This is a genomic window from Streptococcus sp. HMSC078H03 (genome assembly GCF_001808655.1).
GTDB classification, from domain to species: Bacteria; Bacillota; Bacilli; order Lactobacillales; family Streptococcaceae; genus Streptococcus; species Streptococcus salivarius_G.
This window is the reverse complement of record NZ_KV794119.1, coordinates 39072-63385: the sequence shown is the minus strand read 5'-3', so window position 1 is coordinate 63385 and position 24314 is coordinate 39072. Positions and strand designations below refer to the sequence as shown.

The 24314-nt window shown below is 39.8% G+C and carries 23 protein-coding genes and 1 pseudogene; 18 read left to right on the top strand and 6 right to left on the bottom strand.

The features are described from left to right. From HMPREF2607_RS09630 to HMPREF2607_RS09620, 3 genes and pseudogenes are all read right to left on the bottom strand, one after another. Window positions 1–202, bottom strand: a pseudogene (locus HMPREF2607_RS09630) (amino acid ABC transporter permease); the annotation flags it as partial. 17 nt (window positions 203–219) lie between these two features. Continuing rightward, the gene (locus HMPREF2607_RS09625) at window positions 220–1053 is read right to left on the bottom strand and encodes a transporter substrate-binding domain-containing protein (protein WP_070476856.1); all 834 of its coding nucleotides are present in this window, start codon (window positions 1051–1053) and stop codon (window positions 220–222) included. A gap of 9 nt (window positions 1054–1062) precedes the next feature. Then, entirely contained in the window at window positions 1063–1830 is a 768-nt protein-coding gene (locus tag HMPREF2607_RS09620; protein ID WP_064520653.1) for an amino acid ABC transporter ATP-binding protein, read from the bottom strand. Between the two features lie 298 nt (window positions 1831–2128). Between HMPREF2607_RS09620 and yycF the strand changes: the two genes are divergently transcribed. The 4 genes from yycF to HMPREF2607_RS09600 are packed head-to-tail and all read left to right on the top strand — an operon-like array spanning window position 2129 to window position 5405. Then, the gene (yycF, locus tag HMPREF2607_RS09615) at window positions 2129–2836 is read left to right on the top strand and encodes a response regulator YycF (protein WP_002884978.1); all 708 of its coding nucleotides are present in this window, start codon (window positions 2129–2131) and stop codon (window positions 2834–2836) included. Next, window positions 2829–4169 carry a cell wall metabolism sensor histidine kinase VicK gene (gene vicK / locus HMPREF2607_RS09610; RefSeq protein ID WP_002885062.1) on the top strand — a complete coding sequence of 447 codons (1341 nt, stop codon included), beginning with the start codon at window positions 2829–2831 and terminating at the stop codon, window positions 4167–4169. The genes yycF and vicK overlap by 8 nt, the downstream gene beginning before the upstream one ends. A 5-nt stretch (window positions 4170–4174) precedes the next feature. Then, window positions 4175–4987, top strand: coding sequence for an MBL fold metallo-hydrolase (locus tag HMPREF2607_RS09605; RefSeq protein ID WP_064520652.1), 813 nt, complete (start codon window positions 4175–4177; stop codon window positions 4985–4987). 58 nt (window positions 4988–5045) lie between these two features. Further along, entirely contained in the window at window positions 5046–5405 is a 360-nt protein-coding gene (locus HMPREF2607_RS09600) for a YbaN family protein (RefSeq protein WP_064520651.1), read from the top strand. Between the two features lie 51 nt (window positions 5406–5456). Here HMPREF2607_RS09600 and HMPREF2607_RS09595 read toward each other — a convergent pair whose 3' ends face one another. Both HMPREF2607_RS09595 and yidA read right to left on the bottom strand, forming a co-directional pair. Continuing rightward, on the bottom strand, window positions 5457–6671 hold the full coding sequence (locus HMPREF2607_RS09595) for an aminoacyltransferase (protein ID WP_064520650.1): 1215 nt from the start codon (window positions 6669–6671) through the stop codon (window positions 5457–5459). Window position 6672: 1 nt separating this feature from the next. Then, entirely contained in the window at window positions 6673–7482 is an 810-nt protein-coding gene (gene yidA / locus HMPREF2607_RS09590) for a sugar-phosphatase (RefSeq protein ID WP_070476854.1), read from the bottom strand. Window positions 7483–7660: 178 nt separating this feature from the next. Between yidA and HMPREF2607_RS09585 the strand changes: the two genes are divergently transcribed. The 5 genes from HMPREF2607_RS09585 (at window position 7661) to HMPREF2607_RS09565 (ending at window position 13512) form a co-directional block, all read left to right on the top strand. Next, the gene (locus tag HMPREF2607_RS09585; RefSeq protein ID WP_070476851.1) at window positions 7661–8527 is read left to right on the top strand and encodes a GNAT family N-acetyltransferase; all 867 of its coding nucleotides are present in this window, start codon (window positions 7661–7663) and stop codon (window positions 8525–8527) included. Between the two features lie 4 nt (window positions 8528–8531). After that, window positions 8532–9296 (top strand): nucleoside phosphorylase, encoded by a 765-nt coding sequence (locus HMPREF2607_RS09580; RefSeq protein WP_070476850.1) that lies wholly within the window; start codon window positions 8532–8534, stop codon window positions 9294–9296. A 24-nt stretch (window positions 9297–9320) separates the two neighbouring features. Then, window positions 9321–9707 carry a YwiB family protein gene (locus HMPREF2607_RS09575; RefSeq protein WP_070476849.1) on the top strand — a complete coding sequence of 129 codons (387 nt, stop codon included), beginning with the start codon at window positions 9321–9323 and terminating at the stop codon, window positions 9705–9707. 264 nt (window positions 9708–9971) lie between these two features. Further along, a complete protein-coding gene (locus HMPREF2607_RS09570) occupies window positions 9972–12656 on the top strand; it encodes a cation-translocating P-type ATPase (protein ID WP_064520647.1) in 2685 nt (894 codons plus the stop codon). Window positions 12657–12765: 109 nt separating this feature from the next. After that, window positions 12766–13512, top strand: coding sequence for an NADPH-dependent oxidoreductase (locus HMPREF2607_RS09565; protein WP_064520646.1), 747 nt, complete (start codon window positions 12766–12768; stop codon window positions 13510–13512). A 25-nt stretch (window positions 13513–13537) separates the two neighbouring features. Here the strand turns inward: HMPREF2607_RS09565 and HMPREF2607_RS09560 are convergent, their stop codons facing one another. Continuing rightward, window positions 13538–14395, bottom strand: a complete 858-nt coding sequence (locus HMPREF2607_RS09560; RefSeq protein WP_048790814.1) for a metallophosphoesterase — start codon at window positions 14393–14395, stop codon at window positions 13538–13540. 93 nt (window positions 14396–14488) lie between these two features. Here HMPREF2607_RS09560 and queG point away from each other — a divergent pair, with 93 nt between their 5' ends. The 9 genes from queG to HMPREF2607_RS09515 form a co-directional block, all read left to right on the top strand. Next, entirely contained in the window at window positions 14489–15607 is a 1119-nt protein-coding gene (gene queG / locus HMPREF2607_RS09555) for a tRNA epoxyqueuosine(34) reductase QueG (RefSeq protein ID WP_002890851.1), read from the top strand. Window positions 15608–15659: 52 nt separating this feature from the next. Next, a protein-coding gene (gene prfB / locus HMPREF2607_RS09550) for a peptide chain release factor 2 (protein ID WP_096833329.1) occupies window positions 15660–16758 on the top strand; the annotation gives its coding sequence in 2 pieces (ribosomal slippage) (window positions 15660–15731 and window positions 15733–16758; 1098 coding nt in all). Window positions 16759–16845: 87 nt separating this feature from the next. Further along, on the top strand, window positions 16846–17538 hold the full coding sequence (ftsE, locus tag HMPREF2607_RS09545; RefSeq protein WP_002885005.1) for a cell division ATP-binding protein FtsE: 693 nt from the start codon (window positions 16846–16848) through the stop codon (window positions 17536–17538). Continuing rightward, entirely contained in the window at window positions 17531–18460 is a 930-nt protein-coding gene (ftsX, locus tag HMPREF2607_RS09540) for a permease-like cell division protein FtsX (RefSeq protein WP_003092823.1), read from the top strand. Before ftsE ends, ftsX begins: the two co-directional genes overlap by 8 nt. A gap of 155 nt (window positions 18461–18615) precedes the next feature. Beyond that, window positions 18616–19098 carry an NUDIX hydrolase gene (locus HMPREF2607_RS09535; protein ID WP_021144248.1) on the top strand — a complete coding sequence of 161 codons (483 nt, stop codon included), beginning with the start codon at window positions 18616–18618 and terminating at the stop codon, window positions 19096–19098. 9 nt (window positions 19099–19107) lie between these two features. Further along, window positions 19108–20286, top strand: a complete 1179-nt coding sequence (locus tag HMPREF2607_RS09530; RefSeq protein ID WP_064520645.1) for an AI-2E family transporter — start codon at window positions 19108–19110, stop codon at window positions 20284–20286. Beyond that, complete coding sequence (locus HMPREF2607_RS09525) at window positions 20276–21505, top strand: tetratricopeptide repeat protein (protein ID WP_064520644.1); 1230 nt, start codon at window positions 20276–20278, stop codon at window positions 21503–21505. Before HMPREF2607_RS09530 ends, HMPREF2607_RS09525 begins: the two co-directional genes overlap by 11 nt. Before the next feature lie 121 nt (window positions 21506–21626). Beyond that, on the top strand, window positions 21627–22184 hold the full coding sequence (gene lepB / locus HMPREF2607_RS09520) for a signal peptidase I (protein ID WP_002884860.1): 558 nt from the start codon (window positions 21627–21629) through the stop codon (window positions 22182–22184). Window positions 22185–22342: 158 nt separating this feature from the next. Beyond that, on the top strand, window positions 22343–24314 hold a 1972-nt coding region (locus HMPREF2607_RS09515), incomplete at its 3' end, for a GBS Bsp-like repeat-containing protein (RefSeq protein WP_070476848.1).

Genomic DNA, 24314 nt, shown 5'->3' with positions numbered 1-24314 from the left:
CACGTGAAATGCCACGAAGGACCTTGTTGTGAGTAGAGCTCATAGCCCCAAAGATGAGCCCAAGAAGAAGAGCTACAATCAAGGCACCAATCGAAATACCAAGAGTGTAAAAGAAACCTTTGGCAAATTGCCCAAAGTTAGCGAAGAAAGCAGCCCAACGTTCAAGAGCGAAAGGACTAGCCGTTTCAGTTAAAAGATACATAAATTCAGGACTCCTTTCTATTTATATTCAGCCTTAGCTGGTTTCAAGTGATACTTATCGTAGAGTTTTTGAAGGCTACCATCTTTTTGCCATTTAGCAATCAAATAGTTGGTATAATCAATCAACTCTTGGTTAGACTTGCTTGAAGCAATACCGTACTCTTGTGTTTTGAAACCTTCATCGAGGATCTTGGTTTTATCACTTTCGTAACCTGACAAGATTGATTTATCACCAGCAAAGGCGTCAATACGGTAAGCATAGAGTGATACGGCTAACTCAGGATAAGATCCAAGTTGAACGTAGTCAAACTTAAGGTTATTAGCTGAGGCATACTCTTCAACAGCAGCTTTGGCAGATGACCCTTGAGACACTCCAATAGTTTTACCGTTTAGGTCAGAAAGTTTCTTATAGCCAGATTTGGTTTGAACGAGGAAACCGATCTGGTCGTAGTAGTAAGGAGTTGACATGGCATATGAAGCCTTACGCTCATCTGTAATGGTATAAGTAGCGATAAGCATGTCAATAGTCCCGTTGTCCATAAGGGCTTCACGAGTTTGTGGGGTAACAGCTATAAAATTCACCTTAACCTTAAGTTCTTTGGCAATTTTCTTAGCGAGGTCAATTTCCATCCCTTGATAGGTATTAGTTTTGGCTGAATAGTAACCAAAGTTTGGGACATCCTGTTTGACACCAACGTTTAGAGTCCCTTTTTTGACAATTTTTTGAATTGCAGCACTATTGAGTAGTTTACTGCTTTCATCTGCCTGACTACTTTTAGTGTTCCAGAGGAGAACTGCTAGAAAAGCTATAACAGAGATTGCTAAAATGCGACTAAGTTTCTTGATTAACATAAGCCCTCCTTAGGCGTCCACTTGGACACGATCAGAGTTGTGGTCGATAATCTTAGAAAGGAATTGAACTGCACGAGGTTCAGTTGGATTGTCGAAGAAACCATCCACATCCGTAGTGTCTACAAGAACCTGACCTTCAGCCATGAAAATGATACGGTCAGCCACACTACGGGCAAAGCCCATTTCGTGGGTAACGACCACCATGTTCATGCCACCTTTGGCAAGGTTTTGCATAACCGCAAGCACGTCACCGATAGTTTCTGGGTCAAGGGCTGACGTTGGTTCATCAAAGAGCAAGAGCTCAGGATTCATAGAAAGACCACGGGCAATAGCGATACGTTGTTTTTGCCCACCAGAAAGCATACCAGGATATGAATCCTTCTTGTCCCACATGTTAACGTAGCGAAGGAATTTTTCAGCAGTCTTTTCGGCGTCTGCCTTACTGATTCCAAGAACCTTGATTGGTGCCAAAGTTACATTTTCAAGAACAGTTTTGTGCGGGTAGAGGTTAAAGTGTTGGAAAACCATCCCTGCTTCTTTACGAAGCTCAACCAAGTCTTTGGCAGAAGCTTCCGTCACATTATGTCCATTAACGATAAGTGTACCGTTATCGATGGATTCCAAGGCGTTGATTGTACGGATAAGGGTAGATTTCCCAGACCCAGAAGGTCCCAAGAGAACCACAACTTGTCCTTTTTCAATTTCTAGATTGATATCACGAAGTGCATGATAATCTCCGTAATATTTATTAACATTTTTAAATTCGATAAGTGCCATAAGAGCCTCCTAAAATTTTACATTAATAATTTTACATTAATATATGTAACAACAAGAGTGTATTTTACTATAGATATAGTAAAATGTCAAAAATGTTTGAAAATTCAATCATAATGTTTGTCTTTTAACCGATTACACATAGCAAAGCTATCTCAAAAAAGAAGGAAAGCTTGTATATCAGCTCAATATCTATAGTAGAAACTTGGTCCTTAACCTATTTTTTGGTATAATATTTTTGATACGTAAAGTTTTCTACTTTACAAATTGAATGACTTAAGAAAACCGATGAGGTGTTTATATGAAAAAAATTCTAGTTGTTGATGATGAAAGACCGATTTCGGATATCATCAAGTTTAATCTAACTAAAGAAGGTTATGAAGTGGTTACAGCCTTTGATGGTCGTGAAGCTTTGGAGCAGTTTGAAGCTGAAAAGCCAGACTTGGTCATCCTGGACTTGATGTTGCCTGAACTAGATGGTTTAGAAGTTGCTAAGGAAATTCGAAAGACAAGTCACACACCGATTATCATGCTTTCCGCTAAGGATAGCGAGTTTGATAAGGTTATCGGGCTAGAAATTGGGGCGGACGACTATGTGACGAAACCATTTTCTAATCGTGAATTGTTGGCACGTATCAAAGCTCACTTGCGTCGTACAGAGACTATTGAAACAGCAGCAGAAGAAAGCTCTAACTCTGGTAAGCAGGAGATTTCAATTGGTGAGTTGATTATTGTTCCAGATGCGTTTGTTGCTAAAAAACGTGGAAATGAAGTCGAGCTCACACACCGTGAATTTGAGTTGCTTTTCCATCTGGCAACTCACATGGGACAAGTGATGACGCGTGAGCATTTACTTGAAACTGTTTGGGGTTATGACTATTTTGGTGATGTTCGTACGGTTGACGTAACCATTCGTCGTCTCCGTGAAAAAATTGAAGATACACCTAGTCGTCCTGAATATATTTTGACGCGTCGTGGTGTTGGTTATTATATGAAGAATTATGACTAGTATTGGCTTAAACATCACAAGCTTTGAACTAGCCTTACTCTTTACGCTCCTCTTTGTGGCTTTCTACTTTATTTTTCTGGCTTATCGTGATTATCGACGAGTCAAAAATATTCGAAAGTTGACCAAGAGGGTCAAGTCCTTAATGGCAGGTAACTATAACGAGGAGTTACGCTTAAAGGGTGATCCAGAGCTTTTAGAGCTGGCTGACAGCTTGAATGATTTATCGGATGTCTTTCGTTTGACGCATGAAAATCTAGCCCAGGAAAAAAACCGCTTATCATCAGTCCTTTCTTACATGAGTGATGGGGTTATTGCGACAAATCGTCGTGGTCAAATTACCATGATTAATAGCACAGCTCAGCGTTTGTTGAATCTAGATTATGAAACAGCGACACAGATGTCCATTTTAGATTTATTAGATGGCGAAAATCCCTATACTTATAGTGAATTGCTCTCTAAGACTCCTGAAATTCATTTGTCACGTCGAGATGCCAACGATGAGTTTGTGACCTTACGTGTTAATTTTGCCCTTATTCGTAAAGAATCAGGTTTTATCTCAGGTCTGGTTGCCGTTCTTCACGATGCCACTGAGCAAGAAAAAGAAGAGCGTGAACGTCGACTCTTCGTCTCAAACGTTAGTCATGAGTTGCGTACACCTTTGACTTCTGTAAAATCCTATCTGGAGGCACTTGATGATGGTGCTCTCGACGAAGAGATTGCTCCTAACTTTATCAAAGTTTCTTTGGATGAGACCAATCGTATGATGCGAATGATTTCTGACCTCTTGGCACTATCACGTATTGACAATAAGAGTACCCAACTTGACGTTGAGATGACCAATTTCACGGCCTTCATGACCTATATCTTGAATCGTTTTGATCAGATTAAGAGTCAAGAAACCAATACAGGTAAAACTTACGAAATCATTCGCGATTATCCGGTAAACTCAATTTGGGTGGAGATTGATACAGATAAGATGACCCAGGTCGTGGATAATATTCTTAATAATGCTATCAAGTATTCGCCTGATGGTGGTAAGATTACAGTGTCTATGAAGACAACTGATTCACAGTTGATCGTTTCTATTTCTGACCAAGGTTTGGGTATTCCTAAGAAAGATTTGCCTCTGATTTTCGACCGTTTTTACCGTGTTGATAAGGCTAGAAGTCGTGCCCAAGGTGGAACTGGTCTAGGCTTGTCCATTGCAAAAGAAATTATTAAACAACATAAGGGCTTTATTTGGGCTAAGAGTGAGTATGGTAAGGGTTCAACTTTTACAATTGTGCTTCCATATGACAAGGATGCCATGATGGTTGATGAATGGGAGATGTAGTAAAAATGACCTCAGATTTAGGGTTTAAATATAGTATTTTGGCTTCAGGGTCAACTGGTAATTCCTTTTACTTGGAAACTCCAGAGAAGAAGATTCTTGTAGATGCTGGTTTGTCTGGTAAGAAAATCACAAGTTTGCTAGCTGAGATTGATCGTAATCCGAGTGATTTGGATGCAATCTTAGTAACGCATGAACACAAGGATCACATCCATGGTGTAGGCGTTTTAGCTCGTAAATATGGCATGGATATCTACGCCAACGAGCAAACCTGGCAGATTATGGATAGTAAAAATATGCTTGGCAAGATTGATAATAGCCAGAAACATGTTTTTTCTCGTGATAAGCTTCTGACCTTTGGAGACATTGATATTGAGTCTTTTGGAGTTAGTCACGATGCTATTGATCCACAGTTCTATCGCTTTATGAAAGATGGAAAAAGTTTCGTCATGTTGACGGATACGGGTTATGTTTCTGATCGTATGGCAGGTATTATTGAGAATGCCGACGGCTATCTGATTGAGTCCAATCATGATGTTGAAATCCTTAGAGCAGGTTCATATCCTTGGTCAACCAAGCAACGTATTCTCTCTGATCAAGGTCACTTGTGTAATGAAGATGGAGCGGATGCTATGATTCGTACCATCGGTAATAAAACTAAAAAGATCTACTTGGGTCACCTTTCTAAAGAAAATAATATCAAGGAGTTGGCCCACATGACGATGGAAAATCAGTTGGCACGTGCTGACTTTGGTGTTGGAACTGACTTTAAAGTTTATGATACCTCACCGGACACAGCGACTCCACTGACAGACATTTAAAAATAGCAGAAGAGCTGCACTAATGCGTTTAGTGCAGCTTTTTAAAAGGAATGTATTTATGAAAGTAATTTATCTCTCGTTAGGGTTTGTCTCGCTCGGTTTGGGAATTCTTGGGATTCCTCTTCCTATCTTACCCACAACACCTTTTCTACTTTTAGCCATTGCTTGCTTTGCTAGAAGTTCCAAACGTTTTGAGAAATGGTTATATCAAACTAAGCTGTATCAAAGTTATGTAGCCGATTTTCGAGAAACCAAATCAATTGCCAAAGAACGAAAGAAAAAGATTATCATCCAAATATATGTTTTAATGGGAATTTCAATCTTTTTTGCACCTATCTTTTGGGTGAAAATCGGACTCTTTTGCCTGACGGTCTTCATCACTTATTATCTCTTTAAGGTTATTCCTGATAAAGACTAAGTTATCATCAAAAAATGAGACTTCCAAGATGGAGTCTCATTTTATATATTATTAATGTTTGCTACGTAATTTCTTACGGAGTTTATAGGCAAAATTGGCTGGTCCGTATAGAGGACTAACTGGAAGGTTGAATTCCCCAATGAATTGTTCAATACGTGGGTTAAATTTGGACTTGAAATTATACAAACCACCATCTAGTGAATTTTCAATTCCTCCCATGTTTTGCCACTCAGCTCCACGCTCGAAAGCGTGATTAGCTGTTTCATACCATGTCAGGATAGCTGGCTGATAACGACGGTAGTCTTCATCCATTCCTGCATAGATATTCTCAGACGTCTTGCCAAATTCAAGAACGAGTGTACCAGAGAGTGGGACCGTCTTATTTCCAGCATCAACTTTTTCTTGAAGAAAGTCAATTTCCTCTTTAAGTCTTTTGTGCTCTTGTTTATTGTTCTCGATTTTTCCTGGTTTAGTTTTTTCAGTGAACTTAGCTGCATCAGCAATGTTCTTTTCGAGTTGCTTATTGAGGTCTTTGAGACGAGCTGGTAAATCAAGAGTTGAAAGTGTAATGTAAGAAGATTCTGGGTAGGTAGTCAACAGCTTTTCATAATAATCAATACCACGAAGGTGGATGTTCTTACGAGCCTCTGTCTTCTTCATCAAAGATGCGAATTGTTCAAGAAGTTCAGTACCACCAAATTGGACTGAAATCCCCTTGTTTCGAGCGGTACGAACAGCCTGCTTGGTACTCTTAGAGAGTTGTTCCTCAGTGAAATCTTCCTTATGGATATTAGCCTGGAAGCGAGGTTGGATATTCTCAGCCATATCTTCAGTGAGACCTGTCCATTCAACGCCAAGAGCTTGGATGTCTTTGGCAATTGCCATAGTCTCTTTACGGATTTCAGCTTCTTGTGAAATCAAGTTTTTAGTCACAAAGAGGCTAGGATCAAATTTCACAAAGAGGGCACGCTTTGTTTTGGCATATTTTTTAAGCGAAGCCATAACAAAGGCGAGCAACTCTTTATCTTGATAGTCCATAATAGGTCCACGAGGGATATAAATCATCGAAAAGCCAAGAGGAAGTGGCTGAATAAGGACACTAGCGACAGCAACGAGATTACCATCTTGATAGAAACCTAGGCGATCATTTCCCCAGCTATCCTTGATTTTAGCCCATGAACTACTCTGTAATAAATTCGTTTGAGGACTATCTATAACAAAGCGGTCATGCTCAGAAGTACTGAGTCCAGTTTTATAGGTATACATATTATTCTAGAACCCACTTTCTAATAGCGTAAGCGACACCAGATTCATCATTTGATTTTGTGATGTGTTTCGCAATTTTCTTCAATTCTGGATTACCATTTTCCATAACAACAGGAGAGCCAACGACTTCAAGCATAGCACGGTCATTTTCTTCATCACCGATAGCCATAGTTTCTTCTTTAGAAAGACCGAGTTTCTCAGCAAGATGGGTTACAGCAATCCCTTTGTTGGCTGTTTTCTTGAGAATTTCTAGATAAAATGGTGTTGACTTTACAATGGTAAAGCGGTCATAAAATTCCTGTGGAAGTTTGGCAATAGCTGCATCAAGAATTTCAGGTTCATCGATATACATGGCCTTAACGAATTCCTTGTCAGCGACTTCTTCAGGTGTACGATAGTAAATCGGCATATGAACAAGTGTAGACTCATGAACCGTGTAGCGGCCAATATTGCGATTACTTGTGTAGATACCATCTTTAGTAATGGCGTGAGAATGAACACCAAGCTTGTTAGCCAAAACCTCAATATCAAGGTAGTCTTCGTATGAGAGTGTCTCACGAATTAATTCATTACCAGTAGAAGTTTCTTGGACAAGCCCACCATTGAATGTGATAACATAATCTTCGTCTTGGTTGAGGTTAAGCTCTTCAAGAAGTGGAAGCACTCCTGGAATAGGGCGACCAGTCGCAATAACAACCTTTACACCAGCAGCTTTAGCATCTTGAATCGCTTGAAAGACTTCCGGTGTAACTTGACGTTGGCTATTTAAAAGCGTTCCATCAATATCAACAGCAATAAGTTTAATAGACATAATAATTACCTGTTTCGTTTAGTTAGTTTCCCTTCTATTTTACTAAAATTTAGGCGCTTTGTCATAGTTCTTCCTGAGAAAAGTATTATTGCCTCTTTAAAGAAGTAGTTTAGGTAAAAATTGCCCAAATGCTTTTTAATTGGTAAAATAAGGTCAGACAAATAAAGGAGAGACAAGAGTGATTCGAGCAACCAACCAATTGACGGAAAAAGAACGAAAGGAAGCAAAAGCATTGATTGCTAGCTGTCAAGCCTATGACCAAACCTTTCGAGAACCCTATCTCTCCAATATGCTTAATTTTGATCCCAATATGCCGGGCTTTTTCCTCTATTATCAAGAGGGAGAGTTACTTGGTTTATTAACGGTTTATGCGGATGACCATGATGTGGAAGTGGCGATTTTAGTTGCCCCAGATTATCGCCGCAAAGGCATTGCGAGGAGTTTGTTTGACAAATTTCAGAAGGAAACGGCACCTTACCCTATTTGCTCAGTGACCTTTCAGACAGAACGTGTTTTTCTAGATCGTCATCTTGATCTGGCAAGTCATTGGGGGGTGGTTGAGGCTGAAGAGACCGAAACCTGGCTAGGACGAGATAAAACACCATATGCTCTGGATTCTCGTTCAGATGTCAAGGTGCTCTTAGCAGCCCCTGCTTATGTAGAAGAAATAGCCCAACTCCACCACCAAGCCTTTTCTGATCCAGAGGAAACGCTCGATGTGAGTCGCAGATACATTACAGAGGCCTTGAAGGATCCCGATGGCCTACTTTACATCCTCCTCAAAGAAGCTCAGGTCATTGGAGTTTGTACGGTCGATTTATCTGGAAATAGCAACTACCTCTATGGACTTGCGATTGCTGAAGCTTATCGTGGACAGGGCTATGGCAGCTATCTGGCAAAATCAGTCGTCAATCAACTCATTGCGCAAAATGACAAGGCTTTTCAAATTGCAGTAGAAGATAGCAATATTGGAGCCAAACGTTTGTATGAAAATATCGGCTTTGTCAAACAAACCCAGGTGGTTTACTTGAAACAGAAAGAATGATTACATGTTATTAGAAGAATTTGAAAATGTACCTGCTGTGATAGAGCCAACTGATCGAAGCCTTCTTAGTGGTGGAGAAATCTGTGATACTATTATTCTGTCTTTTAATGGAGAAATTCTTGAACGAGTAAAGCAGATAGACGGAGTCTATGAAGGTGGTTATCTCACCAACCTAAATGGCAAATTTCCATGGTATATCTATGAAGTAGATGGACTTAAGCTTGCAGTTGCTATGGCTACTATTGGAGCTCCAATGGTTGTGGGTTTCTTAGAAGAACTCAAAGCGAGAGGCTTTAACAACTTTATCGTTTTGGGCTCTTGCGGAGTTCTAGATCAGTCTATTCAAGCTGATAAAATTATTATACCAAGTTCAGCTCTACGTGATGAAGGTACAAGTTACCATTACGCTCCTGCAAGTAATGAGATAGCTTATGACGAAACTTTGCTCTTAACCATGGAGAATGCTTTGAACAAATCTGGTATTGAGCACATTCGGACCAAAGCTTGGACGACAGATGCCTTCTATCGTGAAACAGCTGCTAAGGTTAAACGAAGACTAGCAGCAGGAGCGAAAGTTGTAGATATGGAAGCTTCGGCTATCATGGCTTGGGCCCAATATCGACAAGCCAAGGTTTATCAGTTTTTCTACACGGCTGATTATGTTGATCATCATAATCATGAGTGGGATGCCAGACGCGAAGAAAGAAAAGCAGATGCTATGACTTTCTTTGAGATTGCTGTCGATATTGCGTTAGAGTTGGAAAAATAGGTATAGTAACAAAAGGAGTAATTAATGGAAATTAAAATTAAAAACAAAATAAAAGTAGGCGATCAAACGGAGATTATCGAAGAAATCCACACTTGTGAGGTTATGGAAAAAGGAGATTTTACTTATCTTGTTCACCATAATTCCGAGAAAGAAAAAGTGGTTATTAAGTTGAATCAGGATGAGCTAGTGATGACACGCTTTTCTAATCCTAAATCCATTATGCGTTTTTCGGCTAAGGTCCCTGCCTTGGTCCACATTCCGACGCCCCTTGGTACCCAGCATTTTCTAACAGATACTAGACTATTTGCACATGACCCGAATGGCCAAACAGTTGATATTCATTATCAATTGAAACATCCAGAAACAAAAGACGTTTTTGCTGATTATGAATTAGAGGTTTCTTGGTTTTAATTTTTGAAAAAATAGAATCATTTTGCTTGAATAAAGAATAATTTATGATAAAATGTAAAGTACAAATAAGGGAGTAGCAGGCAACTTTAATCATGAGATTTGATTAATAGTTGCGATTATGTCGTCATTACGAAATTTTACATTTCCGGCATATTCTTAAACAGCGAGACTTGTTTTTAATTAAACAAGTCTCTTTTTGTATAATTTTTTATATAAAAAGAGTCTTGTTAGCCATTTTTCCCTATATAGAAGGAGGAGATTATTTTGTCTAAAGAACAAAGTAAAACCTTGTTTTACACACAAGGAGAGGAAGAAGTCCTAAAAAACTTGGACACTTCTGTTGATGGTTTGTCTACTGCACAAGCCAAGGAACGTTTAGATGCCTATGGCTATAACGAGTTGGATGAAGGTGAAAAACGCAGCCTCTTGTCAAAATTCATCGATCAGTTTAAAGATTTGATGATTATCATCTTGCTTGTCGCTGCCGCCCTTTCTGTTATTACAGAAGGTATGCATGGTTTGACGGATGCCTGCATTATTTTAGCCGTTGTTGTTTTGAATGCAGCCTTTGGTGTTTATCAAGAAGGACAAGCAGAAGCGGCTATTGAAGCCCTCAAAAACATGTCTAGCCCTATGGCTCGTGTGCGCCGTGATGGCCATGTCGTTGAAATTGATTCACGCGAATTGGTTCCTGGAGATATCGTCTTGCTTGAAGCAGGTGATGTTGTTCCTGCGGATATGCGCTTGCTCGAAGCTGCCTCACTTAAGATTGAAGAAGCAGCCCTTACCGGTGAATCCGTTCCAGTTGAAAAGGACGTTACCGAGACAGTTGAAGCAGAGGCGGGTATCGGTGACCGTGTGAATATGGGTTACCAAAACTCTAACGTTACTTATGGTCGTGGTACTGGAGTTGTAACCAATACTGGTATGTATACTGAGGTCGGTAAGATTGCCGATATGCTGGCTAATGCGGACGAATCACAAACGCCATTGAAACAAAGCTTGGAGCAATTGTCTAAGACCTTGACCTATCTTATTGTTGCGATTGCTTTGGTGACATTCTTGGTTAGTGTCTTTATTCGTGGCGAACAGCCCCTTGAAGGCTTGATGGTTGCCGTTGCTCTTGCGGTTGCAGCCATTCCTGAAGGTTTGCCTGCCATTGTAACCATTCTTTTGTCACTTGGGACAACGACCCTTGCTAAACGCAATTCGATTGTTCGTAAATTGCCAGCTGTTGAAACCCTTGGTTCAACAGAAATTATCGCATCTGATAAGACTGGTACCTTAACCATGAACCAAATGACTGTTGAAAAAATCTATACAAACGGTCAATTGCAAAACGCTTCTACGGAACTTGGTGCTGACAATACAACCCTTCGTATTATGAACTTTGCCAATGATACAAAGGTGGATCCTGATGGTAAATTGATCGGGGATCCAACAGAAACAGCTCTTGTTCAATTTGGTTTGGACCACAATTTTGATGTGCGTGACGTCTTGAAATCAGAGCCTCGTGTGGCAGAATTGCCATTTGACTCTGACCGTAAGCTCATGTCTACTATCCACAAAGAAGCGGATGGTACATACTTTGTAGCCGTTAAAGGTGCGCCTGACCAATTGCTCAAACGTGTGACTCGTATTGAAATCAATGGTGAGGTCCGTCCTATCACAGATGAAGATAAACAAGCTATCCTTGCAACTAATAAGGACTTGGCAAAACAAGCTCTTCGTGTCTTGATGATGGCTTATAAGACAACGAATGATATTCCCACCTTGGAATCTGCAGTTGTTGAGTCTGATTTGATTTTCTCAGGTTTGGTAGGTATGATTGACCCAGAACGTCCAGAAGCAGCAGAAGCTGTCCGTGTCGCTAAAGAAGCGGGGATTCGTCCAATCATGATCACAGGTGACCACCAAGATACAGCAGAAGCAATTGCTAAGCGTCTTGGTATTATCGATCCAAATGATACGGAAGATCATGTCTTTACTGGAGCTGAGCTTAATGAGCTTTCTGATGAAGAATTCCAAAAAGTCTTCAAACAGTACTCTGTCTATGCGCGTGTGTCTCCTGAACACAAGGTTCGTATCGTTAAGGCTTGGCAAAATGATGGCAAGGTTGTTGCCATGACAGGTGATGGGGTTAATGATGCGCCTTCACTTAAGACAGCTGATATCGGTATCGGTATGGGAATTACAGGTACAGAGGTTTCTAAGGGAGCTTCAGATATGGTTCTTGCCGATGATAACTTTGCGACAATTATCGTTGCCGTAGAAGAAGGACGTAAGGTCTTCTCAAATATTCAAAAATCAATCCAATACCTCTTGTCAGCCAACATGGCCGAAGTTTTCATTATCTTCTTTGCCACACTGTTTGGTTGGGATGTGCTTCAACCAGTACACCTTCTATGGATTAACCTAGTCACTGATACACTTCCAGCTATCGCACTTGGGGTTGAGCCAGCTGAACCAGGTATTATGACTCACAAACCTCGTGGTCGCCAATCAAACTTCTTTGATGGTGGTGTCTTCGGAGCGATTATGTATCAAGGTGTCTTCCAAACTATCCTTGTTCTTGCAGTATATGGTTGGGGCCTTGCCTTCCCAGAGCACCATACGCAAGCAGAAATTCATGCGGATGCCCTTACAATGGCCTTTGCCACACTTGGATTAATCCAGTTGCTCCATGCCTTTAACGTTAAATCAGTTTATCAATCAGTCTTTAAAGTTGGTCTCTTTAGAAACAAGACTTTCAACTGGGCAATTCCAGTGGCCTTCGTTCTTTTGATGGCAACTATTGTAGTTCCTGGATTTAATAACCTTTTCCATGTGTCACACCTGAGTCTGACACAATGGCTTGCAGTTATTGTGGGTTCTTTCTTGATTGTGGTACTTGTTGAATTGGTTAAGGCTGGTCAACGTGCCCTTGGCAAAGATAAGAATGCTATTTAACAAATAAGAGTCAGAGATTAAGTCTCTGGCTTTTTCTTATCAAATCTTGAATTCGCCAACTGTCTTGTTTATAATTAAAGTAAAGTAGTCACTAGGTAAGGAGAAAGCCATGAACGAAACTATTAAGACGCAACTTAATCATCGTAGTATTCGCCAATTTAAACCTCTAGCTTTGACACAGGAAGAAGTTGACCTTCTGGTTGATGTTGCCAGACATACGGCAACTAGTAATTTTAGACAATCCTATTCGATTATCAGTATTACTGATCAAAAATTGAAGGAAGAAATTGCTGAAATTGCGAATCAGCCTTATATTCCAAATGCTGGTCATCTTTTTGTATTTGTTGTAGACCAAAGACGTAATACTTTGATTGCAGAGGCAAAGGGTGCTGAAGCCTTGGTGCAAGGTAGTCCCGAACGCTTTATCTCGGCCTTTTCAGATGCAATGATTGCTGCTCAAAATGTGGTAGTGGCTGCTGAGAGTTTAGGCATGGGAACAGTCTTCTTGGGGAGTATCTTGAATGATAATGCCAAGATTTCGGAGCTTCTCAAACTGCCTAAGTATGTCTATCCTGCAGTAGGCCTAGCAGTTGGTTGGCCAGACCAGGAACCACAGCTTAAACCTCGTTTGCCACGTCACGTTATCCATATGGAAAATTATTATCAGGATTTAGAAAATCCTTTAGAGGAGCTAAAAGATTACGATGCTGAAGTCCATGAGTATTACGACCTCCGCGATTTAAATAATAGGGTTGATGAATTTACGACTCAGATTGCTAAGACCATGGATAAATCAGTTGCTAACCGTGCTAATACCTTGAAGGACCTTCAAAAGCAGGGATTTTTCACCGACTAAAAAAACGACTCCCATAAGAGTCGTTCTACAAATCAAATAGTGTCATAGAGGAAAGGAACTCATTTGCTAGTTCCTTTTTTTCATATTCTAAAAACTCCGGCCGTTTCTTGACTAGGTTGTAACGCTTGGAGAGGTTCCATGTTCCAGTAGGATTGAGTTCAGGGTGATTGGAAACAAAGTCAATGGTTAAGTCCCATTCTCGTCGGTATCCAAGAGGACGCGAGTGATAGGTTACACCGTCAATAGTTACTGTCCCATAACTGCGGTGGGCATGACCAAAAACAACATCTTTAACACCATGTTTGACGAAAATCTGATGGAATTGTTCAGATCCCAAATAAGCGTTAAAAGGTTTAAAACGTTCGTGCGTCATGGTGAAACGGCTATGAGGAACAAAATGCATGGCAACTATAAGGTTACGAGTGTTTAATTTACTTAAGATATTATCTAGCTTCTTGAGACTAGTTTGACAGATTTCCGGATCAGTACCTAAACGCTTAAGTCGTCGATCGAACCAAAGTTGTTTCTTACGTTTAAAAATCTTATCCAATTTTTCATCAGAATAGGAATAATCATACCACCCGTGAAAAGCCAATAAGGTCTTACTTCCTAAATCAATCACCTGAAAATCAAGATTATCAATAAGCTCATCATCTAAATCAAGCATATCATGATTGCCTAAATTATAGGTAACCTTGACCGCCTTGGACAGTTTTCGTAGGAAAGGTTTTGTGTCAGCATAATAATGGTTAGAAATATCACCAGCGATATGGAGATGGCTAACTTCTTGATCTTTTAGGCACTTTATTAGAGTATCGATTTCATATGTTTCAAAGTGATTCAAATCAATATGTAAATCACTCATTACTGCAAGTCTTGTCATAAAAACATTGTAACAAAAAGGTTAAGGCTTGTCTCTAAATGAAGATGATGGAAAATACTTGCCCTTGGACTACATTTTCATTATGATAAGAATATGGATATCAAGTTAGAAATACAAAAGATGGCCAAGGAAATTGGCATCTCAAAAATTGGTTTTACAACCGCTGATGATTTTGCCTATCTGGAGAAATCCCTTCGACTTGGAGTCGAAGAAGGGCGGACAACAGGGTTTGAACATAAAAATATTGAAGAGCGTATTTATCCTAAGTTGACCTTAGAATCAGCTAAAACCATCATTTCCATTGCAGTAGCTTATCCGCATAAGTTGCCGCAACAGCCCCAAAAAACAGAATTTAAGCGGGGCAAAATCACTCCAAATTCGTGGGGGCTAGATTATCACTATGTTTTGCAGGACAAACTAAAACGCCTGGCAGAAGGTATTGAAAAACTGACGGAAAACTTCGAATATAAAGGTATGGTGGACACTGGGGCCTTGGTCGATACAGCAGTTGCCAAGCGAGCTGGTATTGGCTTTATCGGAAAGAATGGACTAGTGATTTCAAAAGAATACGGCTCCTACATGTATCTCGGCGAGCTTATTACTAATCTAGAGATAGAACCTGATCATGAAGTAGACTATGGATGTGGGGATTGTCGTCGTTGTCTGGATGCCTGTCCGACATCTTGTCTTATCGGTGATGGGACTATGAATGCCCGTCGTTGCCTATCCTTCCAAACCCAAGATAAGGGCATGATGGATATGGAGTTTCGAAAGAAGATAAAGACTGTTATCTATGGTTGCGACATTTGTCAGATTTCCTGTCCATATAACAAAGGTATCGACAATCCACTGGCTTCAGACATTGATCCTGAGCTTGCTATGCCTGAATTACTCCCATTTCTAGAGCTAACCAACAAATCCTTTAAGGAGAAATTTGGGATGATTGCCGGATCTTGGCGAGGGAAGAATATTCTTCAACGTAATGCCATTATTGCCTTGGCCAACTTACATGATCGCAATGCTATTGTCAAACTGATGGAGATTATCGATAAGAATAATAATCCCATTCACACGGCGACTGCCATTTGGGCTCTCGGTGAGATTGTTAAGAAGCCCGATGAGGCCATGTTAGACTATATGAGGGAACTGTCACCTAAGGATGAAGAATCCCAAGCCGAATGGGAGCTTGTGTGTGCAAAATGGCAAATTTAAGTGATTTATGCTAGAATTAAGCATAATACTATAAAATGGAGGAAACCTATCCATGGAAGTGGCAGAAATTCGCCAAAAAATCTCTGAAAATCAAGAGAAGCTCGTGAGCTTCGGGAGGTCTCTTTGACTTAGATCGTTTGGAAGAGGACATTGCGCTCCTTGAAAACCGAATGACTGAGCCAGATTTTTGGAATGATAATATTGCAGCTCAAAAGACTTCACAAGAGTTAAATGAGCTCAAAATGAAATACGAAACTTTCAACAATATGCAAGAACTCTCTGACGAGACAGAGCTTTATTTAGAAATGTTGGAAGAAGATGATAGTGTTCAAGAAGAGCTGGAAGAAACGCTCGAAAAACTTGATAAGATTATGACAAGTTACGAGATGACACTGCTCTTGTCTGAACCATATGACCATAACAATGCCATTCTGGAAATTCACCCAGGATCTGGTGGTACAGAAGCTCAGGACTGGGCTGATATGTTACTTCGTATGTATCAACGTTATGGAAATGCTAAAGGTTTCAAGGTTGAGACTTTGGATTACCAGGCTGGTGATGAGGCTGGAATCAAATCTGTAACTCTTGCTTTTGAAGGACCTAATGCTTATGGATTCCTCAAGTCAGAAATGGGTGTTCACCGTTTGGTTCGTATTTCGCCATTTGACTCTGCTAAACGTCGTCATACCTCATTTACATCTGTGGAAGTCATGCCAGAATTGGATGATACCATTGAAGTTGAGATTCGTGATGATGATATCAAGATGGATACATTCCGTTCAGGTGGTGCTGGTGGTCAGAACGTCAACAAGGTTTCTACAGGTGTGCGTTTGACCCACATTCCAACGGGTATTGTTGTAGCTTCAACGGTTGACCGTACACAATACGGAAACCGCGACCGTGCGATGAAGATGCTTCAAGCTAAGCTCTATCAAATGGAGCAAGAAAAGAAAGCAGAAGAAGTGAATGCTTTGAAAGGTGATAAGAAAGAAATCACTTGGGGAAGTCAAATTCGCTCATACGTTTTCACGCCATATACCATGGTTAAAGATCACCGTACAGGCTACGAAGTTGCCCAGGTTGATAAGGTAATGGATGGAGATATTGAAGGCTTCATCGATGCCTACCTCAAGTGGCGCATGGAAGAATAGTAATAACATACTTATTTTAAGTATTAAGATACTCTATCTCAATGAAAGGAAGGCGTTCAGCTACTGTAGTAGTTGAAAACTGACATTATGGCTCTTATTGAATTAAAAGATGTTACTAAGAAGTATGATAAGTCAACAACAGCCCTTAGACACATTGATTTGTCTGTTAACTCTGGGGAGTTTGTTTACTTAGTCGGCCCTTCTGGTGCTGGTAAATCAAGTTTAATTCGCTTGTTCTACCAAGAAGAAAAATTAACGAGTGGTTCTATGAAGGTTGGAGAGTTTGATTTAACTCGACTTCGTAAGAAAGACGTTCCACTCTTGAGACGTTCCATTGGAGTTGTTTTCCAGGATTATAAACTCCTTCCAAAGAAAACAGCTTTTGAAAATGTTGCTTATGCCATGGAAGTTATTGGTGAGAAACCTCGTCATATCAAGAAACGAGTGGCAGAAGTACTCGAGTTGGTTGGTCTTAAACACAAGATGCGTTCGTTTCCAAATCAATTGTCTGGTGGTGAGCAACAGCGTGTCGCTATTGCGCGTGCTATTGTAAATAATCCAAAAGTGTTGATTGCGGATGAACCAACAGGAAACTTGGACCCAGAGATTTCTTGGGAAATTATGCAGGTCCTTGAACGTATTAACTTGCAAGGGACTACCATTATAATGGCAACCCATAACTCAACTATCGTTAATAACCTTCGTCATCGTGTCGTAGCGATTGAAGAAGGACGTATTGTTCGTGATGAAGAGGAAGGAGAGTACGGTTACCATGATTAGACGCTTTTTCCGCCATTTAGGAGAATCAATCAAGAATCTCAAACGTAATTTGTTGTCGACACTTACGGCAGTATTTTCGGTAATGATCGTTCTTTCACTTTTAGGTGTCTTTGGCTCTGTTATCTTAAATACACAGAAATTGGCTTCAGATATTGAAAAGAATATTCAGGTCAATGTCTACTTGGATCCAGATTCATCAGATGCCTCGAAAACAGTCAAGGAACTTTCTGGACAGATTGTTGCTAATAAAGACTACCATAAGATTTATGATGCTTTGACCAAAATCAAAGGTGTAGATAAGGTTACTTTCTCTAGCAAAGAAGAACAAAAGAAACAGCTCATTGAAACAATGGGGTCAAGTTTCGAAACAGCGACAGGGGATGCTAACCCACTATCTGATGTTTACATCGTTCAAACGAAATCACCAGATGATGTCAGTCGAGTTGCTAAGGAAGCTAAAGCCATTCAGGGCGTTGATAATGCTAACTTTGGTGGGTCAGATACTGAAATTCTGATGTCTACTATGAAACGTGTTCAATTTTGGGGAATTATTGCCACAGCTCTTTTAACGATTGTGGCTGTCCTATTGATTTCAAATACCATCCGTATTACCATTATGTCACGTGCGACTGAAATTCAAATCATGCGTTTGGTAGGTGCCAAGAATTCATATATTCGTCGTCCCTACTTGATGGAAGGCGCTTGGATTGGTGCACTTGGTGCTATCATTCCTTCAGGCCTCATTTATCTTTTGTATCACATGGTTTACTCATCTTTGAACCCTGATTTTGTCAAAGGTGGTATTTCGATGTATGATCCAGAGTGGTTTGTTTATGCGGTTATCGGAACCCTCTTTGCAGTCGGTATCATTATCGGTTCGATTGGGTCACGTATGGCAATGCGCCGTTATTTGAAATACTAAAGAGATTAAAGGAGAACCAATTTGGTTCTCTTTTTGTTTTGTCCGGAGATTCAGAAAAGCAGATTTTCAACTATATCTCAAAATCGTTTGCTCAAAGCCCAAATCCAAACCCATATTTGGTATAATATTAAAAAACATTGGAAAAGAGATGCATTATGACAAAGTTAGCTACCATTTGTTATATTGACAATGGAAAGGAGCTTTTGCTCCTACATCGTAATAAAAAGCCTAATGATGTTCATGAAGGAAAGTGGATTTCTGTTGGGGGAAAACTAGAAGCGGGAGAAACGCCTGACGAATGTGCTCGTCGTGAAATTCTCGAGGAAACCCATTTTACAGTGACTGAGATGGATTTTAAAGGGATGATTACCTTTCCAGAATTTACCCCCGGTCATGATTGGTATACCTATGTCTTTAAGGTAACTGGTTTTGAAGGAGAACTCATCTCAGATGAGGAGTCTCGTGAAGGAACGCTTGAATGGGTACCATATGATGAGGTCTTATCTAAACCAACTTGGGAAGGTGACTACGAGATTTTCAAGTGGATTCTTGAAGATAAGCCTTTCTTCTCTGCAAAATTTGTCTATGATCATAACCAAAACTTAGTAGACAAGACTGTAACCTTTTATGATAAATAGGGAGGAACTATGAAGCGTAAAAAAACAGAACATTTTTCAGAAACATGGTTTTTTAAGTGGATATTGAATAATCAGGCTGTTGTAGCCTTTTTCATCTTACTTTTGATTGGTTTGACGGTTTTGATTTTCACCAAGATTAGTCCTATTTTTTCACCCGTCATCCAGTTTATGACCATTATTATGTTGCCATTGGTTATTTCCATGCTCCTTTATTATTTAATAAAACCTTTGGTACTACTTGTAGAAAGAACTGGACTAAACCGAACCATCTCTATCTTAGTCATCTACGCTATCCTTGGTTTGCTCTTGGTTTGGGGAATTTCGACGGCTATTCCTAGCTTACAAAATCAAATTTTGATCCTAATAAGAAATGCACCCTCATATATTGCACGTGCCAATAGTGAGACGGAACGTTGGATTAATCTCCCTATTCTTTCTAACTTCCATGGTGATCTAGAGTCCATGCTTAGTGATTTCTCAGCGAGAATGGTCAACTATGCTGAGAACTTTTCTTCATCTGCTCTGACATGGGTTGGGACTTTTGCGAGCACAGTAGCAAGGGTGACAGTAGCTATCATTTTGGCACCTTTCATTCTCTTCTACCTTTTAAGAGATAGCCAAAAGATGAAACATAGCTTTGTCTCAGCCTTACCAACTCGCTTTCGTGAAACAACTGTTCGTATGCTTTCAGATATTAATAGTCAGCTCGAAGGGTATGTTCAAGGCCAGGTTACAGTCGCTATTGTCGTTGCCATTATGTTCTGTATTATGTTTAAGATTGTAGGTCTTCGATATGGTATGACTTTTGGTATTATGGCAGGTTTTCTAAACATGGTTCCTTATCTAGGAAGTTTTCTTGCGATGGTACCAGTTGTAATCATGGGACTGGTGCAAGGACCTGCTATGCTGATCAAGGTCCTCATCATTTTTGTCATTGAGCAAACTATTGAAGGACGTTTTGTTTCTCCACTTGTTTTGGGAAATAAACTAAGCATTCACCCGATTACCATTATGTTTATTCTCTTGACAGCAGGCTCTCTGTACGGTGTTTGGGGCGTCTTATTGGGGATTCCAATTTATGCCTCTGTCAAGGTTGTTGTTAGAGAGATTTTTGATTGGTACCGTTCTGTAAGTAATCTTTATCAAGATGATCTAGAAAATGAAGGACAAAAAGACGATGTTAAATAGTGAAAAAATGGTTGCCTCTATTGGAAACCAAGATTTAGACCACGCAGACAAATATTTTAAAAAAGCTTTACGAGAAGATCCTGCAGAGGTTCTTGTTGAGTTAGGTCAATACCTAGAGTCTATTGGTTTCTTACCACAAGCACAGGAAATTTACGAAAAAGTTCGTTTTGATTTTCCAGAGGTTAATGTCAATCTAGCACAAATTGCAGCCGAAGATGGTGATATTGAAGAGGCCTTTCTTTATTTGGATGCCATACCTGAAGACTCTGACGACTATTTGTCTGCTTTAATTGTAAAGGCAGACCTCTATCAAATGGAGGGCTTAACTGATGTGGCACGTGATAAGTTGTTGGAGGCAAGTCAATTATCAGATGACTCATTGATTATTTTTGGTTTGGCTGAGATGGAATTTGAACTTGGAAATTTTGAACAAGCTATTCAATACTATGCTAAATTAGATAATCGTGACCTCCTGGCAATGACTGGCGTTTCTACTTATGAACGCATTGGTAAGGCTTATGCCAGTCTTGGTAAGTTTGAAGCTGCTCGTGAATTTTTGGAAAAAGCTATTGAAATTGAATACGATGATACCATTGCTTTTGAGTTAGCCACTTTGCTCTATGATCAAGAAGAGTATCAAAAAGCTAATTTTTACTTTAAGCAGATAGAAACCATGTCTGCTGACTTCGAGGGTTATGAGTATTTTTACGCCTTGTCCTTACATGCAGAACATAAAACTGAAGAAGCATTACGTATGGCACAACAAGGGATTTCAAAAAATGCTTTTGATGTTCAATTACTTTTGTTAGCATCACAGTTATCCTATGAGTTGCATGACACTCAATCTGCTGAATCTTATCTGAAGCAAGCCTTACCACTAGCTGAGGACCAAGATGAGATTGTTCTACGTTTAAGTACTCTCTATTTGGAAGAAGAACGTTACGAGGATCTAGTAGCTTTAGCCGATTACGAAGTTGATTCTGTTTTGGCTCGCTGGAATATTGCCAAGGCCTACCAAGCACTTGATGATGAAGAAGAAGCTTTTCAAATCTATCAAGATTTGGCTACAGATTTATCTGAAAATCCTGATTTCCTCCATGATTATGCATATATCCTGCGTGAATTTGGTTACAGAGATCAGGCGCGTGCAACGGCAGAAAAATACCTTGCCTTAGTTCCAGATGATGTCAATATGCAAACATTTCTTGAGGATTATTAAGATGCGAAAGGCTTTAATTCTTGGTTTAAAGAGAGGGAGAGATACATTGAGCTTGTTCACTCCCTCTTTTTTTATTTCTCTATTTATGTTATGATTTTATTAGAACCCATAAGGAGTAAGTATGGTTAAGAGAGATTTAATTCGAAATATTATCATAGCAGTTCTTGCCATTGTAGTGATTTTGTTGTTAAGAGCATTTGTCTTTTCAACACACCGTGTGACTGAAGGTCAGGCGAATGACTATATTCATGCTGGTGATTATGTTACTTTCAATAAAAATGTTGAACCTCAGAAAAAAGATTTTATTCTTTATACAGTTAATGGCAAGGAATATATTGGTCGTGTTATTGCTGATGAGGGCAAGAGCGTGACAGCTATGGATGATTTCCTTTATGTCAATGATAAGTCAGTTGACGAAGCCTATATTAGCAAGGATAAATCAGCTTATTTGGCGACAGTTTCACCTGGAAACTTCTTCACTGATGATTTTTCCATTGCAACATTGACAGATAATAAACAAACTAAGATTGAAAAGGGTCAATATCTTGTACTGAACGATAACCGTCGTAATACAGATGATAGTCGTAAGTTTGGTCTTATTGAAAAGGACCAAATTAAAGGTGTTATCTCTTTCAGATTGTATCCTCTATCACGTTTTGGTTTCGTTGATGTCGATTAATATTTCAATACTACTAAAAAAGCTAGGAACTTTTGACAAGTTTCTAGCTTTTTTTTGCGAATAAATTGGTGAAGGTTTATTTTAAGACTTTATGATGCTGATAGTTTCATCGTCTTAAAATGAATTAGCAGAAATTGTAAGTAGAAAAGGAAATTAAGATGCAATTAGGATTTCATTTTGGATTTAAGAAAAGCAAAGCTTATGGACTGTGCGGTGTTATGCTAGCAATCTTATTTTTAGGCATGTCTGGTCACTCGGCGAAAGCAGATGAAATGTTATCACCAACTGACACATCTTCAACTTTGAAAGAAAGTACAGAGAATCACGAGGCGAGTTATTCTGAAGTAGGAGTACACGATAATTCAACGAGTCAAATGAATCTACAAAGTGAAAAGGTATTAGAGGAGGAGCAAACAAGTCTGGCAGATTCTTCAAAAATAGCTGTCTTAACCAATAGTTCTGTGACCACAAGCTCTTATCAAGAGGCAGATGAACTTAGCGAAATTGATCAAAATCAAAGTCATTTTCTTAGTGCTATTAAGCAAGGAGCTATGGATGGAGCCAAGGAAGGAGTTCTTCCCTCTATTACGGCAGCACAAGCTATCCTAGAAAGTGGTTGGGGAAGCTCTGAACTTGCTAAGGCTCCCAACAATAATCTTTTTGGCATTAAGGATTCAGAGGACTGGAATGGAGAAATTGTGACTGTGCCTACCCAGGAATATGTTAATGGTGACTATATCACCGTCAATGCAGCTTTTCGAAAATATACCTCATGGAATGATAGCGTAGTAGACCATGCAAAATTTTTTACGAGTACCGAGTGGCGAAAAAACAATTACCGAAAAGTTGTGAATGAAACAGATTATCGCGTTGCGGCTCAGGAACTTAAGAATGCAGGATATGCGACAGATCCAAGTTATCCCGGAAAACTTATCTCTTTGATTGAAGCCTATAAACTTTATGAATGGGATGCAGTAAGTAATACGACCAATTCTGTCCTTGAAAATGAAGGAGTAGAGAGCCAAGATCCCAAAGCGGACCTTGCCATCACTGGTCTCAACAATGCTACGGGTAGCTATGATCTTGTCATTTCAAATTTAGTTGCCCCACGAGGTTTTAAAGAAGTCTTGGTTCCAACCTGGTCAGAAAAGAACGGCCAAGATGATATCATCTGGTACAAGGCAGCTAAGCAAGCTAATGGAGACCATAAGGTAACCGTTCGTTCAAGCAACCATAAGGGTGATAGCGGTCTTTATAATTCTCATGTCTATTTGGTTGACAATGATGGTAAATACATTGGCCTAGGTGGGAAACAAGTGACACTTGATATTACTAAGACTCAAGGAACCTTAACTATTGCTAACAATGATAAAAATCGTGGGACCTTTGATGTTCTTATCACCAATCTGACGAATCTAAGTGGTATTTCAGGTGTCCTTATCCCAGTCTGGTCTGAGCAAAATGGTCAGGATGATCTTGTTTGGCATAATGCCACTAAACAGGATGATGGTTCTTACAAGGTGACTATTTCAGCAAGCCAACACAAGTGGAATTCAGGCAAGTACATCGTTCATGGCTATATTGTTGATGCTTCAGGTAAGAATATCGGCTTTGGGGCAACTTCAGCTGATGTGGTGGCACCTAAGAAAATCGGTTCAGCATCAAGTGGGAACTACGATGTTTTAAATAAGATTGTCTATCTCGATGCTGGTCATGGTGGCTATGATCCAGGAGCTTCTTACTTTGGTATCTCTGAAAAGAGCTTGACCTTGGCTATCCAAAGCCGCGTGAAAGCTAAACTAGAAGCAGAAGGCTATCAAGTTGTAACCACTCGCACAAGTGATACCTATGTTGACTTGACGGATCGCTCTCGTGCAGCCAATGCTTCTGAATCAGATATCTTCGTAAGTATCCACATCAATGCTTCAGGAAGTTCAGCAGCACAAGGAATCGAGACTTATTATTACCAACCTTATGCAGAATACCCATCACGTATTAATGCGACCTACCATGCCAATTCAACTCGATTGAGCATGAGTGATACCTTGGCCAATGCCATCCAGTCTAGCCTGATTAATGCGACTGGTGCTCAGAACCAAGGTGTGAAACGTCAAACCTTTGCGGTCTTGC